General features: G+C 70.2%; 14 protein-coding genes and 2 riboswitches. Of the genes, 6 read left to right on the top strand and 8 right to left on the bottom strand.

The features are described from left to right. Positions 1–43 precede the first annotated feature (43 nt). The 7 genes from ABH941_RS30855 to ABH941_RS30825 all read right to left on the bottom strand — a co-directional run bounded on the left by ABH941_RS30855 (position 44) and on the right by ABH941_RS30825 (position 6,101). Positions 44–1,081, bottom strand: a complete 1,038-nt coding sequence (locus tag ABH941_RS30855; RefSeq protein WP_370132865.1) for a transporter substrate-binding domain-containing protein — start codon at positions 1,079–1,081, stop codon at positions 44–46. A gap of 69 nt (positions 1,082–1,150) precedes the next feature. Continuing rightward, positions 1,151–1,951: an amino acid ABC transporter ATP-binding protein gene (locus ABH941_RS30850; RefSeq protein ID WP_370132864.1), complete on the bottom strand. Its 801-nt coding sequence runs from the start codon at positions 1,949–1,951 to the stop codon at positions 1,151–1,153. Then, positions 1,948–2,958 (bottom strand): amino acid ABC transporter permease, encoded by a 1,011-nt coding sequence (locus ABH941_RS30845; protein ID WP_370132863.1) that lies wholly within the window; start codon positions 2,956–2,958, stop codon positions 1,948–1,950. The genes ABH941_RS30850 and ABH941_RS30845 overlap by 4 nt, the downstream gene beginning before the upstream one ends. An 18-nt stretch (positions 2,959–2,976) precedes the next feature. Next, the gene (locus ABH941_RS30840; RefSeq protein WP_370132989.1) at positions 2,977–3,948 is read right to left on the bottom strand and encodes a transporter substrate-binding domain-containing protein; all 972 of its coding nucleotides are present in this window, start codon (positions 3,946–3,948) and stop codon (positions 2,977–2,979) included. A gap of 95 nt (positions 3,949–4,043) precedes the next feature. Further along, entirely contained in the window at positions 4,044–4,796 is a 753-nt protein-coding gene (locus ABH941_RS30835; protein WP_370132988.1) for an amino acid ABC transporter ATP-binding protein, read from the bottom strand. A gap of 44 nt (positions 4,797–4,840) precedes the next feature. After that, on the bottom strand, positions 4,841–5,893 hold the full coding sequence (locus ABH941_RS30830; protein WP_370132862.1) for an amino acid ABC transporter permease: 1,053 nt from the start codon (positions 5,891–5,893) through the stop codon (positions 4,841–4,843). A gap of 109 nt (positions 5,894–6,002) precedes the next feature. Continuing rightward, entirely contained in the window at positions 6,003–6,101 is a 99-nt protein-coding gene (locus ABH941_RS30825; RefSeq protein WP_370132861.1) for a putative leader peptide, read from the bottom strand. Positions 6,102–6,121: 20 nt separating this feature from the next. Continuing rightward, positions 6,122–6,232: riboswitch (SAM riboswitch) on the bottom strand. Between the two features lie 144 nt (positions 6,233–6,376). Continuing rightward, positions 6,377–6,487, top strand: a riboswitch (SAM riboswitch). A gap of 20 nt (positions 6,488–6,507) precedes the next feature. On the opposite strand from ABH941_RS30825, the gene ABH941_RS30820 reads away from it, so the two are divergent. From ABH941_RS30820 to ABH941_RS30795, 6 genes are all read left to right on the top strand, one after another. Beyond that, a complete protein-coding gene (locus ABH941_RS30820) occupies positions 6,508–6,588 on the top strand; it encodes a putative leader peptide (protein WP_370132987.1) in 81 nt (26 codons plus the stop codon). Between the two features lie 169 nt (positions 6,589–6,757). Next, positions 6,758–8,017 (top strand): LLM class flavin-dependent oxidoreductase, encoded by a 1,260-nt coding sequence (locus ABH941_RS30815; RefSeq protein ID WP_370132860.1) that lies wholly within the window; start codon positions 6,758–6,760, stop codon positions 8,015–8,017. Positions 8,018–8,055: 38 nt separating this feature from the next. Further along, positions 8,056–9,441: an NtaA/DmoA family FMN-dependent monooxygenase gene (locus tag ABH941_RS30810; protein WP_370132859.1), complete on the top strand. Its 1,386-nt coding sequence runs from the start codon at positions 8,056–8,058 to the stop codon at positions 9,439–9,441. After that, entirely contained in the window at positions 9,438–10,538 is a 1,101-nt protein-coding gene (locus tag ABH941_RS30805; protein ID WP_370132858.1) for an LLM class flavin-dependent oxidoreductase, read from the top strand. Before ABH941_RS30810 ends, ABH941_RS30805 begins: the two co-directional genes overlap by 4 nt. A gap of 2 nt (positions 10,539–10,540) precedes the next feature. Continuing rightward, complete coding sequence (locus ABH941_RS30800; RefSeq protein WP_370132857.1) at positions 10,541–11,674, top strand: LLM class flavin-dependent oxidoreductase; 1,134 nt, start codon at positions 10,541–10,543, stop codon at positions 11,672–11,674. 38 nt (positions 11,675–11,712) lie between these two features. Then, complete coding sequence (locus tag ABH941_RS30795; RefSeq protein ID WP_243875990.1) at positions 11,713–12,219, top strand: flavin reductase family protein; 507 nt, start codon at positions 11,713–11,715, stop codon at positions 12,217–12,219. A 154-nt stretch (positions 12,220–12,373) separates the two neighbouring features. Here ABH941_RS30795 and ABH941_RS30790 read toward each other — a convergent pair whose 3' ends face one another. Beyond that, entirely contained in the window at positions 12,374–13,327 is a 954-nt protein-coding gene (locus ABH941_RS30790; RefSeq protein WP_370132856.1) for a MerR family transcriptional regulator, read from the bottom strand. Positions 13,328–14,036 lie beyond the last annotated feature (709 nt).

Here is a 14,036-nt window from a genome sequence, read left to right as displayed (position 1 = left end):
CATCCGTAGTCCAAGACGGAGGGGCGGCGGGCCTGACGGGTGGTCAGGAGTTGGTGAGCGGGAGGCCGGGCGGGTTGACCAGGGAGGTGGGGACGGCCTCGTTGGAGAGGTTCCAGGCGGCCAGCCACTTGGCGTAGTCGCCGGTCTTGATGAGGTAGTTGATGGCGTCGGCGAGGGGCTTGGCCAGGCCGTCGCCCTTCTTGGTGGTGGCGGCGATCAGCCCCTGGAGGCTGGCGCCGGCGCCGGAGAACTTGCCGGCGCTGCGGGTCGCGTTGGGCGTCTTCGCGGTCTGGGTGATGTGGTAGGCGAGTTCCGGGTTGGGCTCGAAGTAGGCGTCGATCTTGCCCGAGTCCAGGGCGAGGTACGTGCTGTTGCCGTCGGGGTAGTACTTGATGGTGAGGGTCTTGCCCTCGGCCTTGAGCGTGGACTGCCACTTCTCCAGGATCTTCTCCTGGTTGGTGCCCGCGCCGACGGCGACGGTCTTCCCGGCCAGGCTCTCCGCCGTGCCGTCGAAGTTCCAGGTGCTGCTCTTGAGGACCTCGAAGCCCAGGTTGTCCTGCCGGTAGCTGGCGAAGTCGTACTTGGTCTTGCGCTGCTCGGTGTCGGTGATGTTGGAGAAGCCCACGTCGTTCTTGCCGCTGTCGATGCCGACGAAGAGGTTGTCCCAAGTCGCGTTGGACAGCACCGGCTTGAGGCCGAGGACCGCCGCGACCAGCCGGCCGATGTCGGGCTCGGAGCCGGTGAGGGTCTTCTGGTCGGAGCCGGTGTAGCCGAGCGGCGCGGATCCCGTGGGAAGCAGGCCGAGACCGATGGTGAGCTCGCCGCTGTCGCGTACCGAGGCGGGCAGCTCGGCCCGGATCGAGTCGACCTGGGGGACGGTGAGGTCGACCTCGGTCGCGGCCCCGTTCGACAGCGCGCCGACGGCGACGACGGTGCTGCCGACCGGCGCGGAAGCGCCCGCGGCCGCAGTCACCGTCTTGGCGGTGGTGCTGCTCCCGCAGGCGGTCAGCCCGATGGCGAGGGCGCTCAGAGCGGCGGTGGCGGGGATGAGGCGGACTCGTCTGGACACGGCGCTGGACATGGTTCTCCTGGGGAATCTTGGTGCTGTGCTTGCGGATGAGAGGGTGAGAAGGGGTGGGACAGGGGGTGGTCAGAGGACCTTGCTGAGGAACTCCCGGGTGCGCGGGTGCTGCGGGTTGTCCAGCACCTCCGCCGGGGTCCCCTGTTCGAGGACATGGCCGCCGTCGAGGAAGACGACCAGGTCGGCGACCTCGCGGGCGAAGCCGATCTCATGGGTGACCACGATCAGGGTGGTGCCGCTGCCGGCCAGGTCCTTGATGACGGCCAGCACCTCGCCGACGAGCTCCGGGTCGAGCGCCGAGGTCGGCTCGTCGAACAGGATCAGGCCGGGCTTCTGCGCGAGCGCCCGGGCGATGGCGACGCGCTGCTGCTGACCGCCGGACAGCTGGCGCGGGTAGGCGTCCGCCTTGTCGCCGAGACCGACCCGGGCGAGCAGGTCGAGCGCGGTCGAGCGCGCCTCCTCCTTGGTGGCCCGGCCGGTCGCCACCGGGGCGGCGGCGACGTTCTCCAGCGCGGTCAGGTGCGGAAAGAGGTTGAAGCCCTGGAACACGAAGCCGATCCCGGCGCGCTGGGCGAGGATCGCCCGTTCGCCCAGCTCCTTGAGCCGATCGCCGTGCCGACGGACGCCGATCAGTTCGCCGTTGACGCTGACGTGCCCGATGTCGAGCTGCTCCAGGTGGTTGATCGCCCGCAGCAGTGTGGACTTCCCCGAGCCGGACGGGCCCAGGATCACCGCGACCTGTCCGGGCTGGACGGTGAGGTCCACTCCGTCCAGCACCCGGTTGGTCCCGTACCACTTGTGCGCGCCGTGGACCTCGACGGCGGCGGCTGTGGTGGCCAGGGGGGTCGCCAAGGTGGTCGTGCCGCTCATGAGTTCACCGTTCTTCCGAAGTCGGCGCGTTCGCGCAGCTGTCGCAGGCTCGCTCGGAGCTTCTGCAGGGGCGTCGGCGGGACGGTGCGGAGCGCGCCGCGCGAGTAGTGGCGCTCCACGTAGAACTGCACGACGGAGACGACGCTGGTCAGGATCACGTACCAGACGGTGGCCACCAGCAGCAGCGGGACCACGTCGCCGGGGTAGGTGCTGCCCATGTTCTGGACCTCGCCGAACAGGTCGAGCAGCGAGACGTAGAACACCAGCGAGGTGCCCTTGATCAACCCGATGAGCTGGTTGACGTAGGCCGGGACGATGGCCCGCAGCGCCTGCGGCAGGACGATGCGCCGGAACTGGTAGACCTTCGGCAGCCCGAGCGCGGCCGCGGCCTCGTGCTGTCCCTGGTCGACGGAGAGGATGCCGGCCCGGACCACCTCGGCGGCGTAGGCGGCCTCGTTGAGGCTGAGGCCGACCGTCGCCACCACCAGGTCGGTGGCCAGCGCCGACTCGTTGAAGTGGACGAAGCCGGGGCCGAAGGGCACCCCGAGACTGAGCGTCTTGTACAGGGCGCTGAAGTTGTAGAGCACCAGCAGCACGACGATCAGCGGGACCGAGCGGAACAGCCAGATGTAGGTCCAGCTGACGGCCCGCAGGATCGGGTTCTTCGACTGCCTCGCCAGCGCCAGCACGATGCCGCCGACCAGGCCGAGCACCGCGCTCAGCGCGGCGACCTCCAGCGTGATCAGCAGGCCCTGCAGGATCACCGGCCGCGCGAACCAGTACTGGAACCGGTCCCACTGGTAGAACGGGTTGGTGATCAGGCCGTGGGCGAACTGGGCGACCAGGACCAGGACGATGGCGGTGGCTATCCAGCGTCCCGGATGCCGCAGCGGGATGATCCGCTGCCGGGAGAGGGGTGTGGCGGCCGGCGCGTCGGCCGCCGGGGCCTCGCCCGGCGGTCTGTCAGCGACCGTGAGCGACGGGGCGGGGAGGGACTGTTCGGTCATCGGAGGGTTCCTCCCGATTCAGAAGGTGGTGGGCGGGTTGACGACCGAGCTGGTGACGCCGGTGTCCGGCACCCCCCACTTGGCGAAGATCTTGGCGTAGTCGCCGGTGGCGATGAGCTTGTTGACCGCGTCGCTGAGCACCTTGGCCAGCGGCGAGCCCTTGGCGGTGACGAAGCCGACCGGAGTGGTGCCGACCTGGCCGAGGTACTTGGTGCCGGGGATGTGCGCCGCGTCGTACTTCAGCGCCAGGGTGGGCCCGAACTCGATGTCGATCTTCCCGTTGGCCAGGCCGAGGAAGATCGGCGCGGTGTCGGCGAAGTACTGCACCTTGTAGGGGCTCTTGCCGGCCGCGGCGCACTTGGACGCGCCGTCGGTGAGGAGCTGCTGGAAGGTCGTCCCCGGGCTCGTCGCGACGTTGTACCCGCACAGGTCGGTGATGGTGCTGGCGCTGTCGATCTTCAGTCCGGCGGCGCCGAGGAAGGACTGACCGTCCTTCAGGTAGGTGGTGAAGTCGACGACCTTCTCCCGGGCCTTGGTGGCACCGAAGTTGGACATGCCGACGTCGTACTTCCCGTTCTGTACACCGGGGATGATGGTGGGGAAGGTGCCGTACTGCACGTTCCAACTGATTCCCAGCACCTTGGCGACCGCGTCGCGCAGGTCGACGTCCAGACCGACGACCTTGCCGTCCGGGGTCTGGCCGCCGTGCGGAAGGCCCGAGGTTCCCACCACCTTGACGCTGCCCAGCGCGAGGGAGCCGCTGCTGCGGACCGCGGCCGGGAGTTCCGCCCTCAGCGCGGGGTCGGCCTGGATCGAGGAGACCACGTCCTGGGTGGGTATCGCCGTCGACGACCCCTGGACGGAGCCGCTCGACGATGCGCCCGCGGCAGGGGTCACCGTCGTGCCGGAGCTCGATCCGCAGGCGGTGAGCAGAGCGAGGGCGGCAGAGGCCGTGATGGCGGCGACGGCGTTGCGTGGGAGATGACGCATCGTCACGGTGGTTCCTTTCGGGAGGTCGAAGCGGCCGGGAAGAAGGTAAGGAGGTGCCGTAGTAGGGGCGTTGGTGCTGCTGGAGCGGCGCGCCGCTACAGGACCGCGGCGAGGAAGGCACGGGCCCGGCCGTGGCTGGGGTTGGCGAGGACGTCGGCCGGGGCGCCGGACTCGATGATCCGTCCGCTGTCGAGGAAGACGACGGAGTCGGCGACCTCCCTGGCGAAGCCGATCTCATGGGTGACCACGATCATGGTCATTCCGCTCAGAGCGAGGTCCTTCATCACCGCCAGTACCTCGCCGACGAGTTCGGGGTCCAGCGCGCTGGTCGGCTCGTCGAACAGCAGCAGCTTCGGCTCCATGGCCAGGGCCCTGGCGATCGCCACCCGCTGCTGCTGGCCGCCGGACAGCTGCCGAGGGTAGGCGCTCTCGCGCCCTCCCAGTCCCACCCGCTCCAGCAGTTCCCTGGCCTGCAGCGCGGCCGACTTCCTGGAGAGGCCCCGGACGGCGACCGGCGCCTCGGTGATGTTGTCCAGCACCGTCAGATGGGGGAACAGGTTGAACTGCTGGAACACCATGCCGACCGCGGCCAGCTGCCGGGTGACCGTCCGATGGCCCAACTCGTGCAGCCTGCTGCCGTGGTGGCGGTATCCGACGATCTCGCCGCCCACCTCGACGAAACCGGCGTCGGGCTTCTCCAGGTGGTTGATGCTGCGCAGCAGGGTGGACTTGCCCGAGCCCGAGGGCCCCAGCAGCACGGTCACCTCTCCCTCCCGCACGTCCAGGTCGATGCCGTCCAGGACCAGGTTCGCACCGAAGCTCTTGCGCAGTCCGCGGATCCGTACCAGGGGCGCCAGGGTCTGCCGCTCGTCGGCCTGGTGCTCGTCCGTACTCATGACAGGCCCGCCAGTTCGCGTCCGCTCCGGCCGTTCGCGCCGAACAGCGGCACGTTGCCGCGGAACAGCTGCCAGAAGCCGGTGCCGCTGCGGCGGTTGCTGCCGCGGGCGTAGCGGCGCTCGACGAAGAACTGCCCGATCGAGAGCAGTGTGGTGAGGATGATGTACCAGAGGGTCGCGACCAGCAGCAGCGGGATGATCAGGTAGTTCTGGTTGTAGATGAGTTCGGACGAGTAGAGCAGGTCCTGCACCGCGATCACGCTGACGATGGAGGTCGCCTTCAGCATGCCGATCAGCAGGTTGCCCGAGGCCGGGATGATCGCCGGCATCGCCTGGGGCAGCACGATCCTGCGGAAGATCCTGGCCCGGCCCAGGCCCAGCGCCTCGGCGGCCTCGGTCTGGCCGTGCTCCACGGACAGGATGCCGCCCCTGACGATCTCGGAGGCGAAGGCCGCCACATCCAGGGTGAGCCCGACGTAGGCGGCGAGAATCCCGCTGAACAGGTGCGCGGTCCGCACCGTGACGAACTCGTGCCCGAACGGGATTCCCAGCGACAACTGCGGGTACAGCGAGGCGAGTTCGTACCAGAAGAGCAGCTGGACCAGCGGTGGCACCGAGCGCACCAGCCAGACGAAGCCGAAGCTCAGCGAGCGCAGCACCGGATTGCCGGACAGCCGCATGGCGGCGACCCCGATGGCGAGCAGATAGCCGGTCGACATGACCGCCGCGGTCAGCCACAGCGTCAGGACCAGGCCGTTCACGATCGACCCGTTGAGGAAGTAGCTGCCGACCACGTCCCACTGGAACCGCTTGTTGGTCAGCAGGGTGTGCACGAGCATCGCCAGCAGGACGAGGAGGGCGAGCGCGGAGACCCACTGGCCGGGGCGGCGCAGCGGGACGAGCTTCGCGGCGAGCAGCTGCCCGTCCTCGGGGCGCTCGTGCAGTGGGCGGTTGGCGGCAGGGCGGTCGGCGGCGGGCTGGTCGGCGGTGACTGGAGGCGGAGGCTCTGGCGCGACAGCGGTGCGCGCGGAGGTGTCCGGACTGCTCATGGGGGTGTGGATTCCGTCCCGTGAGGACGCGGCATCGCGCCGTGTGAGCACGGCGAGACGGCGTGAAGGGGGGCGACAGGTGCCGAGGGGGGAAGCGAGAAGTGTGCGGTCAGCAGACCGCGGACGTCCCCGGACACGGACACAGGGCACTGCTCACCCGCAGCAGATCGACGTGGCGACGCGAGTACGTACCGGCTGGCCGACGCACTGCTCTCACCTCCGCTTTCGATCTCGCGCTTACAGGACTGGGGCGTCCCGTCGGGTCGTCACCTGGAGCACCCCGCCGCGTCGGAGGGTTGCCGGTCAGCAAGCCAGGGCTTGACGCTGACGCTCATAACCAGGGAACACCGTAACCCGTCCAGCTGTTTTAGACAATGCCTATCTGTTCGATAGAGATTCGGCAGGGCCCCGAACGGCCTGCACGATCCCCAGTCGATCAGTGGGGATTGTGTTCGGCACCCATCCGGAGTTAGCGTGTGAGCAGGTTACGAGCGTCAGCAACAAGCCCTGGCTGGCTGACCAGCAACCCTCCGACGCGGCGGGGTGCTCCAGGTGACGACCCGACAGGACGGCGCAGTCCTGTAAGCGCGCAAGCTGAACCGGAGGTGTGAGCAGTGCGTCGACCAGTGGGTACGTACTCGCGTCGCCATATCGATCTTCAGCGCATCGCCAGCGCCCTCTGTCCGGCCGTCTGAGCCCGAAGCGTCGTCCTTCGCGCCGAAGCATCCCTCCCGCCTAAGCATCCCTCCCGCTGAAGCACCTCCCTCCCGCCGACTCCGCCCTGGGCCCGCCCGGCGCGGTTTCCCTTCGGCATGCCCGCCGCACCCACCACCGGGCACCCATCCGAGCAGGAAGCGACCCCCCATGTCTCACCCGCCGTCTCACCCGGAGTCTCACCCGGAATCTGCCCTCCGCCTGGCGGTAGCCCTCGACGGCACCGGCTGGCACCCCGCGGCCTGGCGGCTGCCCGACGCCCGTCCCGAGGGTCTCTTCACCGCGGCGTACTGGGCGGACCTGGTCGCCGAGGCCGAGCGCGGACTGCTGGACTTCGTCACCATCGAGGACTCCCTCGGCCTGCAGTCGTCGGCCGCCTTCGAGCCGGACCGGCGCACCGACCAGGTCCGAGGCCGACTGGACGCGGTGCTGACCGCCGCCCGGATCGCCCCGCTCAGCCGGCACATCGGGCTGGTGCCGACGGCGACGGTCACCCACACCGAGCCGTTCCACATCTCCAAGGCGATCGCCACCCTGGACTTTGTCAGCAGCGGACGCGGCGGGGTCCGCGTACAGGTGTCGGGACGTCCGCACGAGGCGGAGCTCTTCGGCCGCCGGACCCTGCCGCGGCTCACACTCGCCGACCTCCAGCGGCCGGAGGTCCAGGCCCAGGTCGCCGAACTGTTCGACGAGGCGGCCGAGTATGTCGAGGTACTGCGGCGGCTCTGGGACAGCTGGGAGGACGACGCCGAGATCCGCTCCGTCGCCACCGGACGCTTCATCGACCGCGAGAAGCTGCACTACATTGATTTCGAGGGCACGGCCTTCAGCGTGAAGGGGCCCTCGATCACCCCGCGCCCGCCCCAGGGCCAGCCGCTGGTGACCGCGCTGGCGCACCAGAGCATCCCCTACCGGCTGGTCGCCCGCTCCACCGACCTCGGTTTCATCACCCCGCACGACGCGGACGACGCCCGCGCCATTGTCGGCGAGATCCGCGCGGAGCAGTCCGCCGCGGGGCGCTCCGACGAGACCGTGCACATCTTCGGCGACCTGCTGGTCTTCCTCGACGACGCCCCGGGCGCTGCCGCCGCCCGCCGGGACCGGCTGGACGAGCTGGCCGGGGCCGCCCTCAGCAGCGACGCCGAGGTCTTCGCCGGAACCGCCGCCGACCTTGCCGACCTGCTGCTGGAGTGGCAGCGGGCCGGGCTGACCGGCTTCCGGCTGCGCCCCGCCACCCTCCCGTACGACCTGGAGCAGATCACCCGCCGACTGGTCCCGGAGCTGCAGCGCCGGGGAGCGTTCCGCACCGGCTACGAGGCGGACACCCTGCGCGGGCTGCTCGGCCTGCCCCGCCCCGAGAGCCGTTACGCCGCCGCTGCTTCCAACTCCGCATCCGCCACCTCTGTCTGAGCGCTTGTTCCCCACCGAGACCTAAGGACGCCAGTCGCATGAGCAAGCCTCTCAAGCAGATCCACCTCGCCGCACACTTCCCCGGCGTGAACAACACCACGGTGTGGAGCGATCCGGCCGCCGGAAGCCAGATCGACTTCAGCTCCTTCGTCCATCTGGCCCGCACGGCGGAGCGCGCCAAGTTCGACTTCCTCTTCCTCGCCGAGGGCCTGCGGCTGCGCGAACAGGGCGGCCAGATCTACGACCTGGACGTCGTGGGCCGCCCGGACACCTTCACCGTCCTGGCCGCGCTGGCCGCGGTCACCGACCGGCTCGGGCTGGCCGGCACCATCAACTCCACCTTCAACGAGCCCTACGAGGTGGCCCGGCAGTTCGCCTCGCTGGACCACCTGTCCGCGGGCCGCGCCGCCTGGAACGTGGTCACCTCCTGGGACGAGTTCACCGGGCAGAACTTCCGCCGCGGCGGCTTCCTGGCCGAGAAGGACCGCTACGAGCGCGCCAAGCAGTTCCTGACGGCCGCTCAGGTCCTCTTCGACTCCTGGCGCGGCGACGAGATCCTCGCCGACAAGGAGTCCGGCGCCTTCCTGGCCGGCCCGGACGTCGGCCGGTTCCAGCACCGGGTCAGCCAGTTCGACATCGCCGGACAGTTCAACGTCCCGCGCAGCCCGCAGGGACGGCCGGTGATCTTCCAAGCCGGCGACTCCGAGGAAGGCCGCGAGTTCGCCGCCTCCTCCGCCGACGCCATCTTCAGCCGCTACGGCACGCTGGAGGCGGGACGCGCCTTCTACACCGACGTCAAGGACCGGCTGGCCCGCTACGGGCGCAGCCGCGACGAGCTGCTGATCCTGCCCGCGGCTACCTTCGTCCTCGGCGACACCGACGCCGACGCCCAGGAGAAGGCCGCGCTGATCCGCCGCCAGCAGGTCAGCGGCCAGACCGCGATCAAGTTCCTGGAGCAGCTCTGGAACCGCGACCTCAGCGACCACGACCCGGACGGCCCGCTGCCCGAGATCGACCCGCTGGTGGGCGAGAACACCATCGCCAAGGGCCGGGCCAGCGTCCGGATGAACCGTGACCCGCTGGATGTCGCCCGGCAGTGGCGGGAGCTCGCCGCGGCGAAGAACCTCTCCACCCGCGAGGTGATCATCGAGGTGACGGGGCGTCAGTCCTTCATCGGCACCCCGGCGAAGGTCGCCGAGGCGCTCAACGAGTTCGTGCAGACCGACGCCGGCGACGGCTTCATCCTCGCCCCGCACCTGACCCCCGGCGGCATCGACGAGTTCGCCGACACCGTCGTCCCGCTGCTCCAGGAGCGCGGGGTGTTCCGCAGCGAGTACGAGGGCACCACCCTGCGCGACCACCTCGGCCTGGCCGCACCGCGGAACCAGAGCGAGAACCGGGCCGAGGAGAGGGCCGCGTCGTGAAGTTCATCACCATCACCCTGATCGTCCACTCCCCCGACCCGGTCACCGGCCTGCAACCGTCGACCCAGGAGCGCTTCCGCCAGGTGCTCGACAGCGCGCTGCTCGCCGAGGAGCTCGGCTTCGACGGCTTCGGCGTCGGCGAGCGGCACGAGCGTCCCTTCATCTCCTCCTCCCCGCCGGTCGTACTCAGCCATGTCGCCGCGCTGACCAAGCGGATCCGGCTGTTCACCGCGGTGACCACGCTCAGCCTGCTCGACCCGGTGCGCGCCTACGAGGACTACGCCACCCTGGACCACCTGTCCGGCGGCCGGCTGGAGCTGATCATCGGCAAGGGCAACGGAGCCGCCCAGCGCGAGCTGTTCCAGGTCACCCCCGAGGACCAGTGGGACCGCAACGCCGAGTCCTACGAGCTGTTCCGGCAGATCTGGCGCAACGACAAGGTCACCGCCTCCCCGAAGTTCCGCCCGGAACTCCTGGACGCGGAGGTCTGGCCGCGGCCGTTCCAGCATCCGGTCCGGGTCTGGCACGGCAGCGCCACCAGCCGGGAGTCCGTCGACCTCGCCGCCCGCTACGGCGACCCGCTGTTCTCCGCCAATGTCACCAACCCCATCGAGCCCTACGCCGAGCTGGTCCGCTACTACCGCGAGCGCTGGGAGCACTACGGCCACGACCCGGCCCAAGCCGCCGTCGGTGCCGGCACGGCCGGCTTCTACGCCGCGCCGACCTCGCAGCAGGCGCTCGCCGACTACCGCCCCGTCTTCGAGGGCTACCTGGGCTTCCAGAAGCGGCTCGGCGTGGAGCCGGTGTTCCCCACCCTGGAGGACTTCGTCGAGCGCAGCTCCGCCCTGATCGGCAGCCCGCAGCAGATCGTCGACAAGGTGCACCGCTACCACGAGCAGTTCGGCCACAGCGTGCTGCATCTGCACGCCGAGGCAGGCGGGCTGACGGATGCTCAGCACCGTGACTCGCTGGAGCTGTTCCAGTCCGACATCGCACCGGTGCTGCGCCGGTCCATCCCTGACCCGCCCTGGGCCTGGGCCCCCGTCACCGCCCCGGTCCCCATCGCGGCCCCCATCGCGGCCCCTGAAGGAGTCTGACCGTGTCCCCCACTCCGCTCGCCGTCCTGGACCTGGTCCCGATCAGCTCCGGTTCCACCGCCAGGCAGGCCCTGCACAACAGCATCGACCTGGCCCGGCAGACCGAACGCTTCGGCTACAGCCGCTACTGGTTCGCCGAACACCATCTCAACCCCGGCGTCGCCGGGACCTCGCCCGCCGTCGTGCTGGCGCTGACCGCCGCCGCGACCTCCCGGATCCGGCTCGGCGCCGGCGCGGTCCAGCTGGGCCACCGCACCGCGCTGGCGACCGTCGAGGAGTTCGGCCTGCTCGACGCGCTGCACCCGGGCCGGTTCGACCTCGGCCTGGGCCGCTCCGGCGGCCGGCCGACCCCGCCGGTCCGCGAACCCGCGCTGGTCGGGGGCACCGCGGTGGTCGACGGCTACACCTCCAACGGGCTGCGCATCCCGGCGAAGTTCGACTTCCGGCAGCTGCTGGGCTCCCCCCGCTTCGCCCTGCACAAGAAGCTGCTCCAGCAGCCGAACGCGGAGGCGCAGGACTACGCCGAGCAGGTCGACGACATCCTCGCGCTGATCGAAGGCAGCTACAGCACCGCCGACGGCGTGGAGGCCCATGTGGTGCCCGGCGAGGGCGCGGACCTCCAGGTCTGGATCCTCGGCAGCAGCGGCGGCACCAGCGCGGAGGTCGCCGGCGCCAACGGCCTGCGCTTCGCGGCCAACTACCACGTCAGCCCGGCCACCGTGGTCGAGGCCGCCGAGGGCTACCGGGCCGCGTTCCGTCCCTCCGCCGTGCTCGACCGCCCCTACGTCAGCGTCTCCGCCGACGTCGTGGTCGCCGAGGACGAGGCCACCGCGCGGGAGCTGGCCACCGGCTACGGGCTGTGGGTGCGCAGCATCCGCAGCGGCGAGGGCGCGATCCAGTTCCCCACCCCCGACGAGGCCCGCGCGCACGTCTGGAGCGAGCAGGACCGGGCGCTGGTCCAGGACCGGGTGGAGACCCAGTTCGCCGGCTCGCCGCACCAGGTCGCCGACCAGCTGGAGATCCTCCGCGACGCCACCGGCGCCGACGAGCTCGTGATCACCACCATCACCCACGGCCACGCGGACCGGGTCGCCTCCTACCGGCTGCTCGCCGAGGAATGGGCGCGCCGGTCATGACGGTTACAGCGACAGACACCATGCTTCGGAGGAGAACCGTGGAACAGGCCCAGGCCCAGACCGACGTGGCCCTGCACCCCGCCGAACTGCGCCGTGTCTTCGGCGCCTTCCCGACCGGCGTCACCGCGATCGCCGCACTGGTCGACGGAAGCCCGGTCGGCCTCGCCGCCAGCTCGTTCACCTCGGTCTCGCTGGACCCGCCGCTGGTCTCGGTCTGCGTCGCGCACAGCTCGACCACCTGGCCGCTGCTCAGCGGCAGCGCCCGGCTGGGCGTCAGCGTGCTCAGCGCCGAACAGGAACTGGCCTGCCGTCAACTCGCCGCACGCGACGGGGACCGCTTCGCCTCGCTGCAGTGGCGGGCCACGGACGACGGCGCCGTCCTCGTCGAGCAGGCGTCCGCCTGGCTGGACTGCAGCGTCGAACAGCTGATCCGCGCCGGGGACCACGACATCGTGCTGCTCCGGGTACACGAACTGGACGCCGACCCGTCCGTGCCCCCGCTGGTCTTCCACGCCAGCGGCTTCCGCCGCCTCGAGGCCGCCTGAGACCTCCAGGCCCTGTGGACGAGACCACGGCGGTGAGCGGGAGGCGCCGTTCACCGCCGTAGTCTCGCACGAGCTCATTCTCGGCATGCTCCCCCACCACGGCACCCGGCGCCAGCCGGACCGGATTGGAGTCCAACTGCCGCCCCAGCGAGGGTCACACGGTGGTAGGGCTGCCGCTGGTCCCGGCGCGAAGTGCCGCGATGAACCAGGCGAAGACGGGTGCCAGGCTCGGCTGGACGGGCCAGGCGTTGATCACAGCGAGGAGGTGCCAGTAGCGCTCCGCGCGAGGGTCGTTGGCCGTCTTGAGGCGCGTCAGCAACCACTCGCGTAGGTCGTCATCGTCCGCACGGTTGAAGGCTTGGGCGTAGCAGGCGGTCAGGTCACGGACGATGGGTTCCGCCTCGGCGGCGGTCGGGGCGACGCCAGCGGCGAGGGCGACGCCGACCCGGTCGCGGACGGCTTCGGTGAGCTCCTGGTGCAGGCCGGTGGTGTCGCCCTGCGCGCGCTCGTTGGCCTGGTGCTCGGCCATCCGTCGCACGGAGGCGCGGAAGTCCGGGTCCTGCGTCAGTTCGGCGAGCTCGACCCAGGCCTCGACCTGCTCGGGTTCGGGGTTCTCGGGCAGCTCGGGCATGGCCGAGCGTATGAGGGCGATGAAGTGGGGGTTGGCTTCGAGACCGCCGAAGGTGTCGTCGATGAAGTCGTTGACGAGGCGTCGGCGTTCTTCGTCGGAGAGTTTCGCGAGCTTGTGCATGAGGTCCATCTCCTTGGGAGTAGAGCCCCGTTTGGCCACCGCCCGCAACACCGCGCGTCGCAGTCGAAGAGTGCGGATCTGCACGTCCAGTGCGTCGGCGTGCGCCGCCGCGACCTCGGGCAGCGAGATCTCCCGGTCCAGCACCTGCCGGATGACGGCGAGTTCCAGGCCCAGGTCGCGAAGAGTGCGTACCAGATCCAGACGTGCGAGCGCGGTGATGTCGTAGAGCCGGTAGCCGGCCGGGCTGCGGTCGGTCGACGGCACGATCCCGGTGTCGGAGTAGAACCGTATGGTCTTGACCGTCAGTCCGGTCCTACGGGCCAGAGCCCCGATCGTGAAAAGTCCGTCGCTGTCCATGCCCCCACCCTGGCGTCTCCCCCTGATGGAGACTCAAGCCATCTTCCCTCCAGGAGGTCCGGTGATTCTGTCTCGGTTTCGGGGACAGGTCGGGGGGCGTGCGGGGGTTCGGAATGCAACCGTTTGTGCAGCTCAGAGGCCCTTTCTGACGGTGGCTCACGATAGAATCAGGAGTACACGGAGCACCTGGAGGGGGTGGTCGGAATGGATCGGTTCGAGGCGGCCGATGGGCTGGCGGCGGAGCTGGCGCGGGTGGTGCCGGGGGCGGGGAGTGTGGCCGGGATCGCCGACCTGGAGGGCGCGCAGCTGTCGGCGGCCGGGCGGATCGACGCGCTGGTGGCGGTGCAGCGAGCGCGGTGCCGGCTGGAGGCGGTGCAGATCGCCATGCTGGCCGGGCTCAAGGAGCAGCCGCTACCGCCCCACCGCCGAAGTCACCCGCCACGTCACCACCCGCGACCCGCACTGCCGCTTCCCCGGCTGCACCCGCCCCTCCCGCCACTGCGACCTCGACCACGTCACCCCCTTCAACCACGCAAACCCCCACACCGGAGGCCCGACCACCCCCGACAACCTCATCCCCCTCTGCCGCCACCACCTCACCAAGCACCACGCCGGCTGGCACATCGGCTACAACAACCGCACCGGCCACGTCACCTGGACCGCCCCCACCGGCCACACCTACACCGACCAACCAGTTCTCACGGCATAG

The organism is Streptacidiphilus sp. EB103A (assembly GCF_041261405.1).
Taxonomy (GTDB): domain Bacteria; phylum Actinomycetota; class Actinomycetes; order Streptomycetales; family Streptomycetaceae; genus Streptacidiphilus.
This window is presented reverse-complemented; position numbering and strand designations above follow the sequence as displayed.